The 22,112-nt window shown below is 72.7% G+C and carries 16 protein-coding genes and 1 pseudogene; 11 read left to right on the top strand and 6 right to left on the bottom strand.

Annotation, left to right across the window (positions count from 1 at the left end):
* Positions 1–352 precede the first annotated feature (352 nt).
* The 10 genes and pseudogenes from BHU15_RS31875 (at position 353) to BHU15_RS31830 (ending at position 14,636) form a co-directional block, all read left to right on the top strand.
* Positions 353–3,574, top strand: a complete 3,222-nt coding sequence (locus tag BHU15_RS31875; RefSeq protein WP_069630310.1) for an NACHT domain-containing protein — start codon at positions 353–355, stop codon at positions 3,572–3,574.
* 228 nt (positions 3,575–3,802) lie between these two features.
* Entirely contained in the window at positions 3,803–5,869 is a 2,067-nt protein-coding gene (locus BHU15_RS31870) for an amino acid adenylation domain-containing protein (RefSeq protein WP_069630309.1), read from the top strand.
* Between the two features lie 11 nt (positions 5,870–5,880).
* Complete coding sequence (locus BHU15_RS31865; RefSeq protein ID WP_079128509.1) at positions 5,881–7,470, top strand: ABC transporter substrate-binding protein; 1,590 nt, start codon at positions 5,881–5,883, stop codon at positions 7,468–7,470.
* A gap of 68 nt (positions 7,471–7,538) precedes the next feature.
* Entirely contained in the window at positions 7,539–8,045 is a 507-nt protein-coding gene (gene yidD / locus BHU15_RS31860; protein WP_255293257.1) for a membrane protein insertion efficiency factor YidD, read from the top strand.
* Between the two features lie 10 nt (positions 8,046–8,055).
* A complete protein-coding gene (locus BHU15_RS31855) occupies positions 8,056–9,093 on the top strand; it encodes a hypothetical protein (RefSeq protein ID WP_069630308.1) in 1,038 nt (345 codons plus the stop codon).
* Positions 9,094–9,223: 130 nt separating this feature from the next.
* Positions 9,224–10,392, top strand: a pseudogene (locus BHU15_RS31850) (lycopene cyclase family protein).
* Positions 10,393–10,424: 32 nt separating this feature from the next.
* On the top strand, positions 10,425–11,132 hold the full coding sequence (locus tag BHU15_RS31845) for a class I SAM-dependent methyltransferase (RefSeq protein ID WP_069630307.1): 708 nt from the start codon (positions 10,425–10,427) through the stop codon (positions 11,130–11,132).
* On the top strand, positions 11,129–12,682 hold the full coding sequence (locus BHU15_RS31840; RefSeq protein WP_069630306.1) for an FAD-dependent oxidoreductase: 1,554 nt from the start codon (positions 11,129–11,131) through the stop codon (positions 12,680–12,682). Before BHU15_RS31845 ends, BHU15_RS31840 begins: the two co-directional genes overlap by 4 nt.
* A 117-nt stretch (positions 12,683–12,799) precedes the next feature.
* Complete coding sequence (locus BHU15_RS31835; protein WP_069630305.1) at positions 12,800–13,792, top strand: aldo/keto reductase; 993 nt, start codon at positions 12,800–12,802, stop codon at positions 13,790–13,792.
* A gap of 118 nt (positions 13,793–13,910) precedes the next feature.
* Positions 13,911–14,636 (top strand): dienelactone hydrolase family protein, encoded by a 726-nt coding sequence (locus BHU15_RS31830; RefSeq protein ID WP_069630304.1) that lies wholly within the window; start codon positions 13,911–13,913, stop codon positions 14,634–14,636.
* Here BHU15_RS31830 and BHU15_RS31825 read toward each other — a convergent pair.
* Positions 14,608–15,042, bottom strand: a complete 435-nt coding sequence (locus tag BHU15_RS31825) for a DUF6234 family protein (protein WP_069630303.1) — start codon at positions 15,040–15,042, stop codon at positions 14,608–14,610. The two genes, BHU15_RS31830 and BHU15_RS31825, sit on opposite strands and share 29 nt — an antisense overlap.
* Positions 15,043–15,131: 89 nt before the next feature.
* On the opposite strand from BHU15_RS31825, the gene BHU15_RS31820 reads away from it, so the two are divergent.
* Positions 15,132–15,353, top strand: coding sequence for a hypothetical protein (locus tag BHU15_RS31820; RefSeq protein WP_069630302.1), 222 nt, complete (start codon positions 15,132–15,134; stop codon positions 15,351–15,353).
* Between the two features lie 17 nt (positions 15,354–15,370).
* On the opposite strand, the gene BHU15_RS31815 is transcribed toward BHU15_RS31820, so the two are convergent.
* The 5 genes from BHU15_RS31815 to BHU15_RS31795 form a co-directional block, all read right to left on the bottom strand.
* Entirely contained in the window at positions 15,371–16,375 is a 1,005-nt protein-coding gene (locus BHU15_RS31815; protein WP_069630301.1) for a Rieske (2Fe-2S) protein, read from the bottom strand.
* Entirely contained in the window at positions 16,372–17,391 is a 1,020-nt protein-coding gene (locus tag BHU15_RS31810) for a phytoene/squalene synthase family protein (RefSeq protein WP_069630300.1), read from the bottom strand. Before BHU15_RS31810 ends, BHU15_RS31815 begins: the two co-directional genes overlap by 4 nt.
* Entirely contained in the window at positions 17,388–18,911 is a 1,524-nt protein-coding gene (locus tag BHU15_RS31805; protein ID WP_069630299.1) for a phytoene desaturase, read from the bottom strand. Before BHU15_RS31805 ends, BHU15_RS31810 begins: the two co-directional genes overlap by 4 nt.
* 293 nt (positions 18,912–19,204) lie before the next feature.
* Positions 19,205–21,325 carry an MMPL family transporter gene (locus BHU15_RS31800; RefSeq protein WP_069630298.1) on the bottom strand — a complete coding sequence of 707 codons (2,121 nt, stop codon included), beginning with the start codon at positions 21,323–21,325 and terminating at the stop codon, positions 19,205–19,207.
* Positions 21,326–21,474: 149 nt separating this feature from the next.
* Positions 21,475–21,954, bottom strand: coding sequence for a MarR family winged helix-turn-helix transcriptional regulator (locus tag BHU15_RS31795; protein ID WP_023536750.1), 480 nt, complete (start codon positions 21,952–21,954; stop codon positions 21,475–21,477).
* Positions 21,955–22,112: the final 158 nt, after the last annotated feature.

The raw sequence follows: 22,112 nt of genomic DNA, 5'->3' as shown, positions 1-22,112 counted from the left end.
GAAGAACCAGACCATCACCGGCACGCCCACGTACGCCACCGGCCCCAAGAACGGCGGCGCCCGCCCCTGGGTCGAGTGGAAGAACTGCACCCAGACCAAACCGATCGCCTGACCCATGACCTTCGGTTCCCGCCGCCGGGAGTGCGGACCACCGGCCCTCCCGGTCGGTGCGGTCGGTGCGGTCGGCGCCGGGCGTGCGACGGCGCGCGTTCGTCGCGCGACCCGTGTGAGCCCTGACCCGGCCGGGGTTCCCGCCGCTACGCTGAGTCCGGTACGGGGGTCCACGGACCCCGCACGGCCGAACCGGCCCCGTACAGGGGGCGGTTGGGCGCGGGTGACGGAGGGGGCTGCTGTGGACGGCGGCGTGGTGGGGCTGCGGATCGCGTCCGCGGTGGTCGTACCGGTGGTCAAACGGCTGTTACTGCCGGCCGCCAAGGCACCGGAGGCCGAGTTCGCCGACCGGCCGATCCCGATCCGCCGGATGGTGGCCTTCGGCAAGGAGCACCGCACTCTCAGCGAGGACGATCTGCACAAGCTCGCCCGCGAGTTGGTGCGCCGCGCCGTCCGGGCGGCCGGACCGCACGATCCGCCGGTCGGCGCCGACGAGCACGACGCCGTCGGCCAGGCCCTGACCCGTACGCTCCACGCGCTCGGCGATCTCGACATGGACGACGTCCAGGCCTTCGGGCTCGGCCCCGAGCGGCTCGCCGCCGAACTGTCCCGGCGCGCGGGCCCCGACACCCGGCGCCTCCTCAGCGACGACGCCGCCCGCTTCCACGACCGGCTCCTGGAAACGGCGTGTGTGCATCTCGTACGCCTCTTCAGCCGGCAGCCGGGCTTCGCGGCCCGCGCCCAGATCGAGCAGAGCCGCGAACTGCGCGAGCAGAGCGCCAAGTTGGACCGGCTGCTGGAGCGGCTGCCCGACCTCAGCCGACAGGACACCGACTTCGAGGAGACGTACGCGCGCTATGTCGTCGAGTGCCACGGCCGGCTCACGATCTACGGTGTCGACCTGCGCGAACCGGACGGCCAGGACTGGCCGTTGGAGTCCGCGTATCTGAGCCTGGAGGCCGTGCCGTACCGGGGCGGCGCGGACCCGGTCCCCGTGCTGGGCGGCGAGGCGGGCGCCGACCGGGACGCGGAGACCGAGCGGGCCGGAGGCCCCGCCGAGGGGCTGCTGGCCAGTCATGAGCGGGTGCTGCTGCGCGGGGTCGCCGGCACCGGCAAGACGACCCTCGTCCAGTGGCTGGCCCTCACCACGGCGCAGCAGGACCGGGTGCCCGGCGGGCTGCCGCAACTGTACGGGCGGGTGCCTTTCGTGCTGCCGCTGCGCGCGCTGGTGCGCAAGGACACCGAGCTGCCCATGCCCGAGGACTTCCTGCGCTGGATCGGCTGTCCGCTGGTGGGCACCGAGCCCGACGGCTGGGCGGCCCGGGTGCTCCAGCACGGGCGCGGCGTGCTGCTGGTCGACGGGGCCGACGAGATCCCCAAGGGCGAGCGGGCCCGCGCCAGGGCCTGGCTCAAGAAGTTGATCGCCGTCTTCCCCGGCAATCTGTGGCTGCTCACCTCCCGCCCGTCGGCCCTCGACCGGGAGTGGCTGGCCCGCGAGGGCTTCCAGGAGTTCACGCTCACCGCGATGCGCCCCGCCGACATGCGGCAGTTCATCCGGCGCTGGCACACGGCCGCGCGGGCCACGGAGGAGCTGGGCGAGTCGCTGACCCAGTCCCTGCGCAGCAGCCCCGAGTTGAGCCGGCTGGCGACCAACCCGCTGATGTGCGCGCTGATGTGTGCCCTGCACCGGGAGCGCCGTGGCTTCCTGCCCCAGGGCCGCGCCTCGCTGTACGAGGCGGCGCTCTCCATGCTGCTGGAGCGGCGTGACCTGGAGCGGGAGGTGTACGGGCGGGGTCACCGGCCCGAGTTGGACCAGAAGTCCGCGACGGAGCCGCTCCAGCGGCTGGCGTACTGGCTGCTGCGCAACGAGCGCACCCAGCTGGAGCGGGCGGACGCGGTGGACGTGGTGCGCAGACTGCAGCCGTCCGTACCGCGTCTCGCCGAGGTCGGTACGCCGGAGGAGGCACTGCAACTTCTGCTGGAGCGCTCGGGCCTGCTGCGCGAGCCCGCGACGGGTGCGGTGAGCTTCATCCACCGGACGTTTCAGGACTTCCTCGGTGCGCGCGCGGTGCTGGAGGAGCGCGACATGGGCATGCTGGTGAACAACGCACACGTGGACCAGTGGGAGGACGTGGTGCAGATGGCCGTCGCTCAGGCGAGACATCAGGAACGCGCCGATCTGCTGACCCGTCTTCGGGAGCGCGGCGACCGGGAGAAGGACGCGGCGGTGCAGGCCCGGCTGCGGCTGCTCGCCCTCGCCTCCCTCGAACAGGCCACCCGGCTGGAGCCGACGGTGCGTGAGGCGATCGAGGACCGGGCCGCGCGGATGCTGCCGCCGCGCAGTCTGCGCGAGGCCAGGTCGCTGGCCCAGACGGGGCCGTTGCTGCTCGGTCTGCTGCCCCGGGCGAAGGATCTTCAGGGTGACGAGGAACTGGCCACCGTCCACGCCATATGCCAGATCGGCGGGGACGCGGCGATCCCCCGGCTGCGCGAGTTCCTGGGCACGAGCCAGTCCGCCGTACGGGCTCAACTCCTCGACCACTGGGACCGGTTCGACACACTGGTGTACGCCGAGGAGATCGTACGGCCGCTGTTGGAGACCGGCCCGGACGAGGCCGTCACGGTACGTTCGCCCGCCGAGCTGGACGCCCTGCGCACCATGTCCGGCTATCAACGCGTCAGTCTGCGCGGTGACTTCGGCCCCGAGGAGATCCGTACCTCGCTGAACCCGCGCCGGCTGCGTGAGCTGCGGTTGCACAACACCCTCCAACTGGAGGACCTGGAGCTGCTGTCCGTCTATCCGGAGCTGGAGACACTGGCGCTCCAGGGCTGCCGGAACGTGAAGGATCCGACGCCACTGACCCGGCTGCCGCGGCTGCGGCGCCTGGAGCTGCGGGATCTCCCCCAGTTCGAGCCGCTGCTGAAGCTGTCGGACTGCCCGGCGCTGGAAGGGCTGCTGGTGGGGGCGGAGGTGCCGTGGCGCGGGCTGTCCGATCTGCCGCGCGCCGCCGAGCTGCGGCTGCTGTCCCTGCCGCCCGCGGCGGCGCAGCTCGCGGGGATCGTGCACTGCCGGGGGCTTGAGGAGCTGCGGCTCCAGGACGCGAGTGATCGCGTGACGCCCGACGAATGGGGCTCGCTGCTCGGCGAGTTGCCGGATCTGCGGCGGCTGACCCTGTCGCCGCAGCAGCTGAGCATGCTGCTGTTCGCGCCGCGTACGGAGATCCCGCAGGTCACCCATCTGACGGTACGGGCCAGACCGGGCGCGCCGGTGCCTCTGCGGCGGATCGCCAGACGGCTGCCGGGACTTGAGGAGATTCATCTGTCCCAGGTATCCGAGCTGGATCTGGGCTCACTGGCCGGGCTGCGCCGGCTGCGCCTGGTCCGGCTCTCGTACGCGGGTGAGATCCGCGGCGCGGACACGCTGCCCGACAGCGTCGAACTCGACATCCATCCGCATCCCTGACACCGGCGCACCTCGTTTCGCGGCCGCGTATACCGAGTCTCACCTGTCACAACCAGGTGACAGAGTGTGGTGTCGGCCTGGCGAGGAGCCTACCCGGGGGTTAAGTTCTTTGATTCCAGGCTGAATTGACAGGGAAATCAGCGGTTGGTGTCTCGGGGAAGCGGTACCGCCCAGCTCCGGGCTCGTGGCTGCCGGTCAGCGACGGACGAAGGGGCGTGACACGACCACATGCGCTCATCGGACACGTCACCGCTCCACGGCCGGGATCCGCTGCTGCGCTCGCTCGTCCCCCGGCTGACCGGTCTGACGTACGACGAGAGGTCCCGTACGCCCCGGGAGCCGCAGGGTGATCTGCCGGTCGTGCTGGTGACGGGTCAGCACGGCATGGGGCGCAGCGCCGTCCTGGCGGATCTGGCGGCGCACTACCGGGGCCGGCTCCCGCTGGCCCGTGTCAGGGTCGGGCCGGCCGAGTCGGGTACGCCGCCGTACGCCCCGGCCACGGGTGAGGCCGCCACGGCGTCGACCCTCGTGGGCCTTCTGGCGGAGCTGGTGTGCGCTCTCGCGCCCGAACTGCGGCGCCGCTTCCCGGTGCTGACGCCGGGTCTGTTCGCGGTGTCCGGCTGGGACCGGGGGAACTCCGAGCAGCGGGACGCGACCTGTCTGCTGCACGCCCGGCTGCTCCTGGCGTGCCGGCTCGCCGACGGGGACGAGGACACGCTGCGGCACACCTGGGCCACCGCCGTCGAGGGCCGGGCGGAGGGTGCGCGGGCCGACGACGCGCGGTGGGACCGGGAGGCGGTGACGGGAGCGGTGGTGGCCGAGTACACGGAGCGGTACGGTCCGGCCGCCGCCCGTCAGTGGTACGCGCGCCGCTTCCCGCCGGGCGCGGAGGGGCAGGATCCGTTGCCGCTGCTCGGGGAGTGGTTCCACCAGGGCGGTGACTACCGGGATTTCGCCGAGCAGACCCTGATGGCCGCCTTCCTGCATGACGTCGCCGCCTCGTACGGCAGGCTCCAGCGGTGGAACCGCGAACCCTGGCCGCTCGTGCTGCTCGACGACGCGCATCTGACGGCGGGGCGGGTCTTCCTGGATCTGCTCCTGAAGAACCGCGCGCTGCCCGTACGCCCCGACCACGAGGAGGTCGTCGTGGTGGCGACCCGGCTCGGCGGACTGCCGGAGGAGGACGGCGCCGCGACCGTGCGTGAGCTGCCCGACCTGGTGAAGTCGTCCGGCTGGGAGCGCCGGGGCCGCGCCCCGTCCGCCGGTCTGCTGGCCGTGCCGCTGCCGCCGCTGAGCCGGGACGACATCCTGCCGCTGCTGGTGCCGGACCGGCCGGCCAGGCCGCTCCACCCGTATCTGGCCTCCGCCGTGCACTCGCTGACCGGCGGGCATCCCGCGGCGACCACTCTGCTGTGCGCGGCGGTCCTCGACGCCACCGAGCGGGGCGCCGCCGTGGAACCACGCGGGCTGCTGGAACTGACCACGCGGGACGGCCGCGCGGTGACCGAGGTGCTGCTGGAGCGGCTGCTGCCGGACCGGCGCCAGCGTGACCGGCTGACCCTGCTGTCCCTCGCCCGCGACAGCACGGCGGCCGAGGCACTGGCGGCCCATCTGCGGTTCCAGGGGCCCGACCAGCTGCCCGCGAACTCGGCCACCGACTATCTCGAAGCGCAGCAGTGGCAGCGGCTCACCAGTCCCGACGAGCCGCTGGTCGCCGACGCGCTGTTGCAGACGCTGCTCGTGCACGAGGCCCGGCGCACCTCGCGGAGGGCCGACCCGGGCCGCAACTGGCAGGAGATCCACCAGTTCCTGCGGATACACCACACCCAGCGCGGTGAGAGCGGGGAGGCGGACGCGCTGCGGCACACGCTCGCGGCCGGGAACGCCGAGAGGGTCGTCGCCACGCTGGCCGAGGAGTTCCAGTCGGAGCAGGACGAACAGGCCGCCACGCACTGGGTGGTGTGCCTGCGGTACGCGGCGACGGCGCCCACCCCGCCGACGCCGCCCGACGGCGAGTGGACCGACGAGCGGGCCGAGGTCGCGCTCGGCGCGCACGACGGCCGGTACGCGGAGCTGGACGACATCGAGCGCTGCGTCAACCGGCTGCTGCACGCCCTGTGGCACGTGTCGCAGCCGCACGCCGAGCCGGACCCCGACATGTGCCGGGCGATCGGCGAGGAGCTGGCGTACCTCTCGCCTCGGCACCGGTCCTGGCACGCGGTGCTGGGCCAGGCCGCCCGCAGCTGGCCCGTCGCGGCGCGCAAGAAGCGCCCGTTACCCGTCCCCGGTGAGTGAGGAGGAGAACGATGCTGGTCCGGCTGCTGCGCCGGCACCCCCGTGAATGGGGTCCGGTCGACTGGCTCGCCGTCCTCGGTCTGGGGGCGCTGACGGCCGTCGTGATCACGGTCCTGGCCAACCTCGTACGGGGTCCCGGCCCGTGCGGTGAGGACCTGGAGGAGATCGCGGGTGACTGTATCGGCGTCACCTCGGGCGCCTTCGAGGCGGACCCGGAGATCGCGAGCCTCGTCCAGGCGGTGGCGGACGAGAACGAACGGGTGCGCGAGGGCTGGGAGTCGCCGTCGAGCGGCCCCAAGATCCCGTACGTACGGATCGCGTTGATGATGCCCTTCACCGCGGACGAGCACAGCGCGATGACGACGGACATGATCCGCCGGGGACTCGCCGGCGCGCTGGCGGCGCAGCGGCAGGCCAACGCCTTCGGCGGACCGCACTACCAGTTGCTCCTCGCGCCCGACGGGCGCAATCTCGACCAGTGGGAGCCCGTGGTCGGCCGGCTCGCCGAACTGGCCAAGGACAGGAGCGCGCCGCTGGTCGGTGTGACGGGCATCCCGAGCAGTACGCCGCAGACGCGGGACACGATCGCGGCGCTGAGCAAGCTCAGGATCCCCACCGTCGGGCCGGTCATCACCTCGGCCGACATGAACTCCACGTACTTCTTCAAGACCTCGCCGAACAACGACCAGTTCGCCCGCGCGCTGAAGCTCTATCTGGACAGGAACCCGCAGGACCGCAAGGGCTTCCTCGTCTGGGACAACCGTGACGAGGACGTCTACTCGAAGAATCTGCGTGCCGTGTTCGAGCAGCACTTCAACGGCACGTACGACCTGTCCAACCACAGCTCCAACTTCATCGGTTCGTCGGGGACCGCCGAGGGCATTCCGCAGCGGTTCACCGACGCCGTGCAGAAGATCTGCAACGAGAAGTCGGACACGGTCTTCTTCGCGGGCCGCGACCAGGACCTGCCGGCCTTCGTCGCGCGTCTCGCGCAGGAGGGCGACTGCGGCCGTACCTCGCAGCTGCGGATCCTCAAGGTCGGCATAGGGCTGGAGCCCACCCTCACGGCGGACGCGCCGAGGCGGTGGCTGGAGGAGGCGCGGGCCACGATCGTCGACGCGTCCGCCGTCGACCCCGCGTGGTGGGCCGAGGGGGCCGAGCCGAAGAAGGCACTCGGCCGGTTCCTGGACGCGTTCAACGAGTTGGACGACGATCACGAGCTGGGCGAGAAGCCGCTGGACGACGGGTACGCCGTCATGTACCACGACGGTTTCACGCTGCTCGCCGACGCCGTGGACCGCACGTTCACGGAGATCAACGAGAACGAGGACGACAGCCGGACGCGCGGGGGCCTGTATCTCCCGTCGAAGGACGACGTCTACCACACGCTCGTCATCCCCAGCATCTCCGGCAGCACGTGCACGTCCTGTCTGGTGGGCGCCGCCGGGACGTACGGCTTCGAGGGCCCGGACGCGAACGACCAGTGGGCCGTCTGCAAGCCCGTGCCCGTCGTCGAGTTCCCGCCGCCACGGGACGGCGGCGATCCGCTGCCCGTCCATCGCACCTACCGGGGCTCGGGGGCGGGCGCCTGCCCGGCCTGACGGTGCGGCCCTGGTTCCGGCAGGTCCGGGGCCCGCACGTATGATCCGCCGGGAACGGGGAGGGCGTTGTGGCGACGTCGAGAAGGCCCGGCCGGGCCGGTGAACGGCAGGGCCGGTACAAGAGCGGGGACGACGGGCCTCGCGACAAGGACAAGGAAAGCTGCCTCGAAGGGGCCGCCGACCAGTGCGTCATGTGCCGGCAGTGCTGCCCCCAGATGTGGCTGAGCGCGCTGCCGGCCGTCTTCCTCGCCCTGTTGCGCCGCCCCTCGTCCGGCCGGGACCCGGCGGCGCCCCGGCCCGCGGGACGGTCGGCGGGTGCGCTGTACGCGGGCGTACGGCACTACCGGACGGAGATCAGCCCGGCCCGGCCGCCGTGCTGCCCGTACACGCCGAGCTGTTCCACGTACGCGGTGAAGGCCCTGCACCGGCACGGCGCGCTCCGCGGCGGGTTCCTGGTGCTGGGCAGGCTGCTGCGCTGCCGGCCGGGCGCGGCCCGCCGCCGGGGCCACCGGGATCCGGTCCCGCCCGCGCGACGCCCCCTCCGGGTCAACCCGTCAGAGCGAGAAGAGAGTTGAAGGACAGCCAGTGAAGACCGTCGTACGCCGCTGGGCCCCCTACGTGGCACTGTCGTTGGCACTCGCGCTCGCCGCCGGCTACGGGTGGTACCGGATGAGCGACACCGGAAAGGGCTGGCGGTACGAGGAGAGCCTCAAGACGTTCTGCGAGGGGCTGATCCCGTACGAGGAGTCCGCCGGGTTCACCGGGATGGACGGGGAGCTGCTGACGCGGGACCACCGGGCGAACGGGTACGAGGCCGGCTACGACATGTGCACGGTCGCGGGCCTCGATCTCACCATCGGCCGGATCCCCGATTCCACGCTCAACGGCGACTCTTCCGACGTCTTCGACCGGCTGGACGAGACCGAGGGGGACTCCCCGCCCATACCGCTCGGCGGCGGATGGCGCGGCTACACCGACCTCGTCAACACAGCTGCCGTTCTGACCTGCGGCAACAAGCCCGGGTCGGTCGTGGTGACCGCGGACGACGACAACGAGGCCGGTACCTCACGGGCCCACGGCATCGCCGAACTCGTCACCGCGACCGCGGTCAGGGCGGCGGCGGACTGGGACTGCGACGCGAAGGCCGGCGGCCCAATACCGCGTCTGCCCGCGGCGGTCGAGTGGGGGTCGCGCATCGACGCGAAGGGCACCTGCCAGGGAATCGCGCTGCGCGACCAGGAGTGGGTGGAGTGGATCAAGGACGCCCCGGCGAGCGGGACGTCCCCTCTCGAACGCTGTGTACTGGGCGAGCTGAAGGACGGCGGCGAGCCGCTGCTCGACCTGGAGGCGGCGTTCGGACCCTTCGCCCAGCGGCTGCGCTCGGACGACTCCGACGCCACCGCGTTCAAGCGCGGGGCCGGTGGCAGCGAGGGCTACTACTGGGCGACCGCCCGGTGCCCGGACGACGGCCCCCGGGCCGTCTTCCGGATCGTGCCCGTCGCGTACGTCCACATCGACAAGGCGGCGGACACCTTCGCCAGGGAAGCGCTCGTCGCGTTCGCCGAGAGCAGGGCGAAGCAGCACGGCTGCACCGACCTCAAGCTTCCGTCGGCCTCGTCGTAGCGGGCCACGCCTCCCGCGCCGCCTGCGGCCAAGTCGGCCGTGAATACGGGATGCTGACGTCCTGACGGCTCGACAGCTCGACAGCTCGACAGCTCGACAGCTTGGTGGGCGGAGGCGAGGCACGGTGGTGGTGCGGGACACGGATGTGATCGTCGTCGGCGCGGGCGCGGCCGGTCTCTCGCTCGTGTACCGGCTGTGTACCCCTCCCCCGGGCCGCCCGGTCCCCGAGGTGACCCTGGTCGACGCCCCCGCCGGCCCCCTGCGGCCGCCGGAGCGGACCTGGTGTTTCTGGGAGGCCTCCCCCGGTGACTTCGACGGTGCGCTGTCCGCCTCGTGGGAGTCGCTGCGCGTACGGGGACGGGACGGGACGGCGAGTGTCGGGCGGCCGGCCCCGTTCCGCTACAAGATGCTGCGGTCGGGCGCCTTCGAGGAGTTGCTGGCCGGGCGGCTCGCCGGACCCGGGGCGCCGCGCCGGGTGACGGCCCGGATCGACGCCGTCCACGACACGGCGTCCGGCGCCGAGGTGACGGGCGTCGCCGCCGACGGAAGCGCGCTGACGCTGCGGGGCCGCTGGGTCTTCGACTCGCGTCCGCCGCGCGTCCTGCCGCCCGCGCGGACGACGCTGCTCCAGCACTTCCGCGGCTGGTTCGTCCGTACCGAGCGGCCGGTGTTCGACCCCCGGACCGCCGATCTGATGGACTTCCGGACTCCGCGGCCGCCGCACGGACTGTCCTTCGGATACGTTCTGCCGACGAGCACCCACGAGGCCCTGGTGGAGTACACCGAGTTCTCCCGCGAGGTGCTGGACGACGCGGGGTACGACCGGGCGCTGCGGCACTACACCGAACACGTCCTCGGGCTGGGCCCGTTCGAGGTGACCGCGACCGAGCGGGGCGTCATCCCGATGACCGACGGGCGCTTCCCGCGCCGCGCGGGCCGTTCCGTGTTCCGTATCGGGACCGCCGGCGGGGCCACCCGCCCGTCGACCGGCTACACCTTCGCCGCCGCGCAGCGGCAGGCGCGCGCCGTCGCCGCCGCGTACCACGCCGGCCGGGTACGCGGGCCAGGGCGATGGACGCGGTCCTGCTGCGCGGGCTGGACAGCGGGCGAATCGACGGGGCCGCGTTCTTCGAGGGGCTGTTCGGTCGGGTACCGATGTCGCGCCTGCTCCGTTTCCTGGACGGCGACACCCGCCCGTACGAGGACGTCGCGATCGGCCTGCGCACGCCGGTCGGTCCGATGCTGCGCACCGTCGCCGAACTGCCGTGGCTGCCGAGACGGCGGGCGGCCGACCGATGAGTCCGACCACACCGAAGAGAGACGGCTGTCAGATGACGCTCCTCCATGACGCGGAACTCGCCGCCGCGTTCGACCACGCGGCACTCAGCTACGACCGGCTGGTCGCCGCCAACCCCGGTTACCACGCGCATCTCAGGCGCTCCGCGCGGCGCCTGCGGCTGCCCCGTGGCGGCGCCGGCCTGCGGCTGCTCGACCTGGGCTGCGGGACGGGCGCCTCGACGGCCGCGCTGCTGGCCGCCGCCCCGCACGCCGAGATCGTCGCGGTGGACGCGTCGGCCGGGATGCTGGCGCGGGCGGCCACCAAGCGGTGGCCGGCCGGTGTCTCGTTCGTCCACGCGCCGGTGGAGCGGCTGGCCGACACGGGCGTCTCCGGTCCGTTCGACGCGGTCTTCGCCGCGTATCTCTTCCGCAACGTCACCGACCCGGACGGGACGCTCGCCGTCGTACGGTCCCTGCTCAGGCCGGGCGGCCGGCTCGGTGTGCACGAGTACGCGCTCGGCGGGCGCGCCGTGGACCGCGCGGTGTGGACGGCCGTGTGCAGGGGCGTCGTGCTGCCCGCCGGGCGGCTCGCCGGTGACGCGGACCTCTACCGGCATCTGTGGCGCAGCGTGGTCGAGTTCGACACGGCGTCGGGCTTCGGCGACCGGTTGCGGCGTGCGGGGTTCGCGGAGGTGCGGGTGCTGCCGATGCCGGGCTGGCAGACGGGCATCGTGCACACCTTCGTGGGGCGCTCGCGGTGAGCGGCCAGACCGCGCCGCGCCGGGGCCGGGACCGTCGCGCCCGAGTGGTTCACGCGGCGCCGGGGCGGCGCCGGTTCACCGGTGGTGACGGCCCGCACGTCGCGGTCGTCGGGGGCGGTGTCGCGGGCATCGCCGCCGCGACCGCGCTCGCGGAGCGCGGGACGCGCGTCACGCTGTACGAGCGTGAACAGGCCCTCGGCGGGCGGCTGGCCGGGTGGCCCGTCACGCTGGCCGACGGCTCGACGGCCACCATGAGCCGGGGCTTCCACGCCTTCTTCCGGCAGTACTACAACCTCCGGGGGCTGCTGCGCCGGGCCGAGCCCGGCCTCGGCATGCTGAGCGGCCTGCCGGACTATCCGCTGCTGCACAGCGGGGGCCTGTACGACAGCTTCGCCCGGGTCCCGCGTACACCGCCGTGGAGCGCCCTCGGATTCGTCGCGCTCAGCCCCACGTTCGGCCTGCGTGATCTGGCCCGGATGGATCCGAGGGCCGCGCTGCCGCTCCTGGACGTACGGGTGCCCGAGGTGTACGAGGAGCTGGACAGGGTCAGCGCCGAGGACTTCCTGTCGGGGATCGGCTTTCCGGAGACGGCGCGGCATCTGGCGTTCGAGGTGTTCTCGCGCAGCTTCTTCTCCGACCCGGCCGAACTGTCCGCCGCCGAACTGGTGTTGATGTTCCACATCTACTTCCTGGGGTCGAGCGAGGGGCTGCTCTTCGACGTACCGAACGCGCCCTTCCCCGCCGCCCTGTGGGAGCCGCTGGGCGCGTATCTCGCCTCGCACGGTGTCGAGTCGCGTACCGGTACGGCGGTGGAGGAGGTGACACCGGTGGCCGGCGGCGGTGTCACGGTGACGGCGGGCGGGCGGTCACGGCGGTACGACGCCGTGGTGCTGGCGCTGGACAGCGGCGGGCTGCGGCACGTCGTCTCCGCGTCACCCCGGTTGTGCGACGCGCGGTGGCGGGCACGGATCGGACGGCTGCGCAGCGCCCCGCCGTTCCTGGTGTCGCGGCTGTGGCTGGACCGTCCGGTGGCCGCCGACCGGCCGGGCTTCCTCGGGACCAGCGGGTTCGGCGGGCTCGACAACGTGAGTGTGCTGGAGCGCTGGGAGGACGAGGCGGCCCGGTGGGCGAGCCGGGCTGGCGGCTCGGTGGTCGAGCTGCACGCGTACGCGGTCGGCCCCGGCGCCGACCGGGCCGCCCAACAGAGGCTGCTGGTCGAGCAGTTGCACCGGGTGTATCCGGAGACGCGGGACGCGAGGACGGTCGACGCGCGGCACGAGTGGCGGTCGGACTGTCCGCTGTTCCCGGTGGGCGGTTACGGCGACCGCCCCACGGTACGCACCCCGGACCCGGCCGTCGTGGTGGCGGGCGACCTGGTCCGTACCGACCTGCCGGTGGCACTGATGGAACGCGCGGCGACGACGGGCTTCCTGGCCGCCAACGCACTGCTGGCGGGGTGGGGTGTGCGGGGTCAGACGCTGTGGACCGTACCGGACAGGGGAAGGTCGGCCGGTCTGCGGGCGCTGGTCCGGCTGGCCCGGCGCCGATGACCGGGAGCGGCTGTTTCCGCTTGCCTGGAGTGCACTCCAAGGTCATAGCGTTGAAAGCACGCCGGTATCACCAAGGTCTCGCCGGCGTTCCGGATCGATATCCCAGGAGCATTTCTCATGCGACAACGCAAACTAGGGCAGGGCCTCGAGGTCTCGGCTCTCGGGCTCGGCTGTATGGGCATGAGTTTCTTCTACGGTCAGCCACAAGACACAGCCGAGATGACGAAGCTGCTGCGGGCGGCCGTTGACCACGGCGTGAATTTCTTCGACACCGCCGAGGTCTACGGCCCTTTCACCAATGAGGAGCTGGTCGGTCAGGCGCTGGCACCGGTCCGCGACCAGGTGGTGATCGCCACCAAGTTCGGTATCAAGCACGGCGAGGACGGGCCGACCCCGATGTCCGGGGTCGACAGCAGACCCGAGCAGATCCGCCGCGCGACCGAGGCCTCGCTCAAGCGTCTCCAAACCGAAAGCATCGACCTGCTCTACCAACACCGCGTCGACCCCGATGTGCCCATTGAGGACGTGGCCGGCACGGTCAAGGAGCTGATCGCCGAAGGCAAGGTGAAGCACTTCGGCCTGTCCGAGGCCGGTGCCGCGACGATTCGTCGCGCCCACGCCGTGCAGCCGGTAACGGCGCTGCAAAGCGAATACTCGCTCTGGATGCGCGAGCACGAAACCGAAATCATTCCGACCTTGGAGGAATTGGGCATCGGTTTGGTGCCCTACAGTCCGCTCGGCAAAGGATTCTTGACCGGCAAGATCGATTCGAGCACGTCGCTGGCCGACAACGACCTCCGCCGCCTGCTACCGCGCTTCAGCCCTGAAGCACGGCAGGCCAACCAGGTATTGGTCGACCTGCTCCAGCAGATTGCCGACGCCAAAGAAGCCACCCCGGCCCAGATCGCTCTCGCCTGGGTGCTGGCGCAGAAGCCGTGGTTCGTGCCGATCCCCGGCACCACCAAGCTGCACCGACTGGAAGAGAACCTGGGCGCGCTCGACATCGAGCTGACAACCGGCGACCTGCGTCGGATCGAAGAGGCCGCGGCCAACATCCGGATCCAGGGCGAACGTCTCCCCGAGCAGTTGCAGTCACGGTTCGGCCGCTGAGCCTGCTCCGGCTCCTGGCCGGCGGAGCAGTCGGAGCGGTGAGACCGGTGGCCACGGTGTTCTGCCGGCGGCAGAACAGCGGCCCGACCGGGCTCGGCGATCGCTACGGTCCAGTCTCATGACGACGATTACCACGCGCACGGTCGAGTACCCGGCCGACGGCCTGACGATGATCGGACACCTCGCGCTCCCGGCCGGTGTCGGACGTCGGCCCGCGGTGCTGGTCGGACCGGAGGGCATGGGGCTCAGCGACGTCGAGCGCCGCCGGGCCGATGCGCTCGCCGGACTGGGGTACGTAGCACTGGCCTTCGACATGCACGGCGGGCGCTACCTGGGCGATCCCGAGGAGATGCTGGCCCGTTGCCTGCCGCTGCTCGCCGACCCCGACCGGATGCGGGGCATCGGCCACGCGGCGCTCGGCGTGTTGCGCGCCGAACCGCGGAGCGACCCCGACCGGATCGCCGCCCTCGGCTACGGCACCGGCGGGGCCATCGCGCTGGAACTCGGGCGCGACGGCGTCAACCTGCGCGCGATCGGCACAGTCAACGCACTGACCACAGGCCGGCCGGGCGAGACGGCCCGCATCCGCTGTCCGGTGTGGGCCGGGGTCGGGTCGGAGGACCCGATCATGCCGCCCGCGCAACGGGACGCGTTCACCGCCGAGATGCAGGCCGCGGGCGTCGACTGGCGCCTCGTGGTCTACGGCGGCGCCTTGCACGCCTTCCACCACCCCACAGTCGACCACCCCACGGTCCCCGGCGTCGGCTACCACCCACAGCACGCGCAACGCGCCTGGCACGACGTCATCGGCCTGCTCACCGAGTGCCTGCCCGTACCTGAGTGAGAGGAAGGCCGGTCGAGGCCGCCCCCACCACGGGGCGGTCGCGCGCGTCCTGATGGGACTGGAGGGCGGCTCCGGCGAAGAAGGCGAGGGTGACGAGCACGGCCATCGCGCCCTGGCTGACGGCGGTCACCGTGGCCCGCGCCCGGCCGGCGAGCACGGTGGCCACGAAGGCCACCACGGCGACGCCGCCGAGGGCGGGCAGGTAGCGCCAGAGGGACACCGTCTCGGTGTCGGAGGCCGGGTCCAGGTCGAAGTGGTCGAGGAACGGCCACACGACGACGATCACCGCCAGGGCGAGAAGCTCAAGGAAGACCAGCGCGCAGGACGCCCCCACGTCGGGGCCGCGTTGCACGCGGGCCTTCACCGGGGCGTCGAAGGCCGGGGGCGCGACGGGCAGGTTGCTCATGTCCAGCACCCTGCCGGGCGGGGTGCGCCGGGAGCATGAGTACGGATACCTACGCGCGGCCGGGCGTCGGCGGGTCTTACCCTCTGCCCATGACCGAGCCCCAGAAGCACTGGACCGTACGCCACTTCTCACAGGCCAACCCCGCCGGTCCGGGCTGCGACAGCGTTCCGGCCCTGCTGCGGCGGCTGGCCGACAGCGTCGAGGCGCTCGGCCCCGTCGAGATCCAGGACGTGGTGATCCAGTCGGAGACGACACCGGACGGTCCCTGGCGGTCGGGCACCGTCTACTTCCATCTGCCGGAGGACGGCTGAGGGCGGCATGGGGCGGTTCAGCCGGGAAAGCGACCCGTGCTCCGCAGCTGCCAGCGGCGTTCCGCGTACGCGAGGTCGTCCCGCCACAGGCGGCCCGCGACCGCGCGCATCAGGGGGCGCAGCGCGGGGGCGGCGGTGCGGGCCGCGGTGAAGCCCGGGCGGTCGGAAGCGGCGACCACCGCCTCCACCACGGCAGTTCGTGGCCGGCCCCGGTCGTCGTGGCCGAGCGGCGTCGCGTGGGTCTCCACCACGGAGCCCCGGCCCTCGCCTTCCGTGATGCGCATGACGACCGTGCGTGGCTCGGGCGCGGTGAAGACCGCGCGTACGGGGACGACCACCCGCCCGGCCACCTTGAAGGAGACGTCCACGGCGAACCCCTCACCGCCTTCCGCCGGGGTGGAGAGAACGGTGAGATCCACGAAGGAGTACGGGTGGAGCCAGGCTCCGTGCCAGGGGTCGAGCCGGTTCGCCACCACGTCCTCGGGCTCGCACACCCCGAAGCCGGTGTAGACGGCGTCGACGGACCCGGCCGCCTCGGGCCGGGGCGGGACGACGGGCCGGTCCAAGGGGCTCTCGCCGCCCGCCCGGTCGAGCCGTACCCACGCCAGCACCCCGTCGTCGTGGGCCGGTACGGGCTCCCAGCCCGCGAACGGCCCGCCGTCCAGGGCGAGTCCGTGCCAGTGGCAGATCAGGGTGCCGCAGTGGACCCGACCGTCCTTGAGGGGTGCGCCGAGGTGCGGGCAGGCGCCGGGGCCGGCCACGAGTTGTCCCGACTCATCGCGCCACACGACCAGTTCGACGCCCGCGACGGTGCGGCCGAGGGGGCGGCCGGGCCGTACGTCTCGGGAGGCGCCGATGACGTACCAGTTGCCGGACGGCCGGGCCCGCGCCTCGGTCAGCGCCTCCGCGATGAGTGCCGGCCTGGCCTCGCGCCAACTGGGCTTCTGGCGCTCCCAGCTCACCGACCCGCGGCGCAGTCGCAGCGGGTACCGCCCTCGCCTGTCTCGGCCGCGAGCGCTCATGCCACCTCCTCGTGGACGGCGGCGCCGGGGCGCCGCCGGGTCAGTTGTACGCCGGTGGTGACCCCGGTGCCGGGGACGCGCGTCGCGGCCCGGGTCCGGGCCGCCGCCACCCGTACCAGTCCGTCGACGACCACGACGGCCCGCCGGCGGCGGCGCACGACGGCGCGGCGGTGCAGCACCGCGTACCCGTCGTCGGCGACGGCGTCGAGGATCCCCCCGTACAGGACGAACGCGGCACGGATGCACGGCCGCGACACCGGGTCGAGCATGCCGAGGCCGGGCGCGGCCCGCCGGTAGACGCCGCGGGTCAGGGCGACGGCGGCCTTCAGCGCCGCGGTGATCCGCCGGTCCCGGATCCCGGTGGTACGGCTCCACTCCAGCAGTTCGCGGTCGACTCCGTGGGCGGCGAGCAGATCGGCTGGCAGATAGACCCGGTCGCGGTCCAGGTCCTCGCCGACGTCCCTGACGAAGTTGGTGAGTTGGAAGGCGATGCCGAGTGCGGCGGCGTGCGGGGCGGCCTCCTCGCGGGGGACGACGGTGCCGAGCACCGGCAGCATCTGGAGCCCGATCACGGCGGCCGAGCCGTGCATGTAGCCGCACAGGTCGTCGTAGGTGGCGTAGTGGGTGACCGTCAGGTCGGCGCGCATGGCGGCCATGAAGTCGGTGAAGAGCCGGTGGTCGATGCCGTAGGCGGCGGCGGTGTGGGCGAGCGCCCTGACCACCGGTTCGGGGCTGTGTCCGGAGCGCAGTCCGGCGGCCAGCCGCTCCTGGAGGGCGGCCAGTTGGCCGGCGCGTTCGGCGGTGGTGGCGGGCGATCCGAGGTCGTCGACGATGTCGTCCGCCCAGCGGGCGAAGCCGTAGAGGGCGTGCACGGCGGGGCGGCGCCCGACGGGCAGGAGGCGGGTGGCGAGGAAGTAGGTCTTGCCGTGCCGCGCGTTGAGGCGGCGGCACCGGGTGTAGGCGGCGCGCAGGGCGGGGTCGGCGATGCCGGCGGCGTCGAGTTCGCGGTCGGTCACCGGCGCCGTCCCCGCGGTACGCCGCCGGTGACGCGGGCGGCGGCGAGTTTGCCGGAGATCAGGACGGTGGGGACACCGACTCCGGGGGTGGTGCCGCAGCCGGCGAGCACGGCGTTCGTGGTGCCGCGCACCAGGTTGCGCGGGCGGAAGGGGCCGGTCTGCGCGAACGTGTGGGCGGCGGAGAACGGGGTGCCGGCCGCGTGTCCCTGGGCCGCCCAGTCGGCGGGAGTGACGAGGCACTGCTCCTCGACGGCGGCGGCGAGTCCGTCCAGTCCGCGGTGTTCGAGTTCGGTGAGGAGGCTGTCGCGGTAGCGGGGACCGAGGTCCGCCCACTCCTGGACGCCGGGCCCGACAAGGGTGTTGGGGCAGGGCGCCAGGATGTAGTGGAGGTGGCGGCCGGGCGGTGCGAGGGAGGGGTCGGTGGCCGTGGGGCGGGTGATGAGCAGCGAGGGGTCGCTCATGAGGCTCCCGGTGTGGGTCAGTTCCCGGAAGGTGCCTTTCCAGGCCCGTCCGAACGAGATGGTGTGGTGGCCGAGTCCGGGCCAGGTGCGGTCGGTGCCCGCGTGCAGGATCACCGCGGACGGGGAGAACCGCAGCGGGACCGGCCGGTGCGGCGGCCTGCCGAGCAGGCGGTAGGTGACGGGCAGGTCGGGGGTGAGGACGACGGCGTCGCAGGGGATGCGTACCTGGTCCTCGCCCCGGCCGGTGACGACGGCCGTGATCCGGTCGCCGGTCCCGCCGGCCGAGCGCTCCAGCCGGCTGACGTCGTGGCCGTAGCGGAAGTCGGCGCCCGCGTCCGCCGCCGCGTCGGCCATGGCCTGCGGCAGGGCGTGCATGCCGCCGCGCGGGAAGTAGACGCCCGCGACGGTGTCCATGTACGCGATGACGGCGTACGCGGCCAGGGCCTTGGCGGGCGGGACGCCGGCGTACAGGGCCTGGAAGGTGAAGACCCGCCGCAGGCGTTCGTCGGAGATGAAGGATCCGATACGGGCGTCGAGCCGGCCGAAGCCGCCGAGTGCGGCCAGCCGGACGAGGTCGGGGTGGAGAAGTCCCAGCGGTGAGTCGAAGTTGGCGTCGATGAAGCGGCGCATCTGGACCGCGTAGAGCTTCTCCAGCCAGTGGCGCAGCCGCCGGTAGCCGTACGCCTCACGGGCTCCGGCGAAGCGTTCGACCTCGGCGGCCATCGCGTCGGCGCCGGTGTGGACGTCGAGCGCGCTGCCGTCGGCGAACCGGGCCCGGTAGGCGGGGTGCAGGGGGACGAGGTCGAGCCGGTCGGCGAGTGTGTCGCCGACGGCGGCGAAGGCCTCGTCCACGAGGTCGGGCATGGTGAGGACGGTGGGGCCGGTGTCGATACGGTAGCCGCCGTGTTCGACGCGCCCGGCCCGGCCGCCGGGCCGGGTACCGCGCTCGACCACGGTGACGGCGCGTCCGGCGCCGAGGAGATGGAGGGCGGCGGAGAGTCCGGCGAGTCCGGCGCCGACCACCACGACATGGTCGGTGGGTCCGTCGAGTGTCTTCACCGGCCGCTCCCCGCCCCGATACGGCGCATCGTGTCCACTCTCCTCTCGTCGGACGGCTGTGTTCACCGTTCATTCGGATCGGACGGGGAGTTCGGATGCGCCGCCCCGCGCGGAGGTGTGGTGGCGCGCCTCAGTCCACCACGCTCGTCCGCCGGACGGCGGTCAGCCGCGTCAGCGGTACGCCCCTTCGGGTGACTCGGCGCCGTGGGAGTCCCCCGGCCGGGTGTCCGGCATCCGGCCTGGGGCGTGTCCGCGAAGTAGCGTCGTCCGCCCGCAGGGCGGGCGTCCAGGCGTCATGGGCCGGACGGGACTTCGCGGACACGCCCCAGTGCTCCGGGCCACCAGGCGGTGGGGCCGATGTCCCTGACGAGCGCGGGCACGAGCAGTGACCGGACGACGAGGGTGTCGAGCAGGACGCCGAACGCGACGATGAACGCGATCTGGAGGAGGAACGCCAGCGGGATGACCCCGAGCGCGGCAAAGGTGGCGGCGAGTACGACGCCGGCCGAGGTGATGACACCGCCGGTCGCGGTCAGTCCGCGCAGGACGCCCCGCCGGGTGCCGTACAGCAGCGACTCCTCGCGGACCCGCGACATGAGGAAGATGTTGTAGTCGACGCCGAGGGCCACGAGGAAGACGAAACCGTAGAGCGGGACGGAGGAGTCGGTGCCGGTGAAGCCGAACAGATGTCGGAAGACGAGCGCCGAAACGCCGATCGTGGCCACGAAGTTGAGCGCGACCGTGGCCACGAGCAGCACGGGCATCAGCAGTGAGCGGAGCAGTACGACGAGGATGGCCAGGATGATCGCGAGGACCACCGGCACGATGAGGAGCCGGTCGTCCCCGGCGGTCTCCCGGGTGTCGTACTGCTGGGCCGTGTAGCCGCCCACGAGCGCGTCCGAGTCCGGTACGGCGTGTACCGCGGCGCGCACCCGGGCCACGGTGTCCTTGGCCGCGTCGCTGTCGGCGGCGCCTTCGAGTGTCACGTCGACGCGTACGCGTCCGTCCACGACCAGCGGGGGGCCGCCGGGCCTGCCGGACGCCGTCGCGGGGCTGACGTCCGCCACACCGTCGGTCCGTTCGATCGCCGCGGTCACCCGCGGCAGGGCGCCCGCGTCGGCGATCACCACGGCCGGATTGCCGGAGCCGCCGGGGAAGTGCTCGCCGAGTGTCCGCTGCGCGGCCACGGAGGGGGCGTCGTTGACGAAGATCTCGTCCAGGGGCACGCCCTTCGCGGTGAGTGTGGGGGCGAAGGCGGCGCAGGCGATCAGCGCGGCGAGGGTGCCGGCCCATACCTTGCGCGGCGCGCGGTCGACGAGTGCGGCGACGCGCGTCCATACGCCGTGCCCGCCGTAGCCGCCCCGCTCACCCTGGTCGCCGGCCGTGGGCCGGGGCTTGGCGGGCCAGTACGCGGCGCGGCCGAGGAGCACCAGGACGGCGGGCAGGAAGCTCAGGGTGCTCAGTACGGCGCAGACGATGCCGATCGCGCCGACGGGGCCGAGCGCGCGGTTGTTGGTGAGGTCGCTCAGCAGCAGGGCGAGAAGACCGAGGGCCACCGTGGCGGCGCTGGCGGTGACGGGGCCGGCGGACTGCCGCAGGGCGGCGCGCATCGCGGTGGTCCTGTCCGGCCGGAGCGCGAGTTCTTCCCTGAAGCGGGCCGTGAGCAGGAGGGCGTAGTCCGTGGCGGCGCCGATGACGAGGATCGAGAGGATGCCCTGCACCTGGCCGTCGACGCGTACGACGTCCCGGTCGGCGAGCGCGTACACGACGGCGCAGGCGAGTCCGAGGGCGAGGACGGCGCCGACAATGATGATCAGCGGGAGGAGCACGCTGCGGTAGACGAGCAGCAGGATGACCAGGACGGTGAGCAGGGCGACACCGAGCAGCAGGCCGTCGATTCCGGCGAACGCGTCGGAGAGATCGGCCTGGCTCGCGGCGGGGCCCGCGAGTTGGACGGTGGTGCCGGGTACGGCCGCCGCCGCGTCGTGGATCCGCGCGAGGGCGTCGGGCAGTCCGTCGCCGAGGCCGGGCCTGAGCTGGACGACTCCCTGGAGTGCTTCGCCGTCCTTGGACGGCAGGGCGGGGGACGCCGTGCCGACGACTCCCGGAGTACCGGTGAGGGAGGCGAGGGCGTGGGTCGCGGCGGCGCGGTGGTCGTCGCCGAGCGGAGTGCCGGCCTCGCCGTCCGCCGTCCAGACGACGACGGCGGGCAGCGTCTCCTCCTGGTCGAAGGCCCGCTGTGCGTCGATCACTTGGGTGGATTCGGCGTTCCGCGGCAGGAAGGCGGCCTGGTCGTTGGTGGCGACCTCGCCGAGTTTCCCGGCGTACGGGCCCAGCGTGCCGCCGATGCCGAGCCAGGTGAGCAGCAGGACGGCGGGGACGAGCCATCGGGCGACGCGGGTGGTGGTGGGCATACCTCTCCCGGGGACATGAGGACCGGCGCACCGGGCAGGTCTCTCAATGCTGAACAATCTCAATGATTGAACTACTTTAGATCAGGGGTTTCCCGGCGCGTGGCCGGGTGTGCGGGAGGTGGGATTCGGGGCGTCGCGGCCGGTGGTGTTCAGCGGCGGGGCGAACGCACCTCGGTCAGTTCGTCGTTGACCGAGGCGAGGAAGCGCAGGACCACGGCCAGCTCGGGTTCGCTGAAGCCCGCCCGCGCCCGCTCCGTCGCCTCGGCCAGCGGCCGGAAGTGGCTCCGGGCGGCCGATCTGGCGCCCGCCAGATAGTGCAGATGGACCACCCGGCGGTCGGCGCTCTCGCGCGATCTGCGGATGTGCCCCGCCCGTTCCAGCCGGTCCAGGCACGCGGTCACGGCGCCCGACGTCAGCCCCAGATGGTCGCGCAGCCGGCCGGGGGTCAGCGGTGTCTCGGCGTCCAGGATGGCGGCCAGGGCCTGGATGTCCGTCGCGTGCAGACCCTGGTCGGTGGCGAACCCGTGGACCAGCCGGTTGATCTCGCCGTTCATGCGTCGCAGCTGCACCGCGAAGGCCCGCAGGTCCGCGGGGCCCGGAGCCGTACCGCCGTCATCTGAACTGGTCACGCGGTCAGCCTATAGACCCCTCCGGGGATTCCCGTTGGTGCCGCGGATCTCCCGTACCGCATCCGTACGGCCCGTACCGACGGAACAGGGGGTATGAGTGACTCACGTGAGGGGAAGTAGCTCCATGACCGTCTCGGTCGTCCTGTTCACCAGCGACC

This window comes from Streptomyces niveus (genome assembly GCF_001723055.1).
GTDB classification, from domain to species: domain Bacteria; phylum Actinomycetota; class Actinomycetes; order Streptomycetales; family Streptomycetaceae; genus Streptomyces; species Streptomyces niveus.
This window is presented reverse-complemented; position numbering and strand designations above follow the sequence as displayed.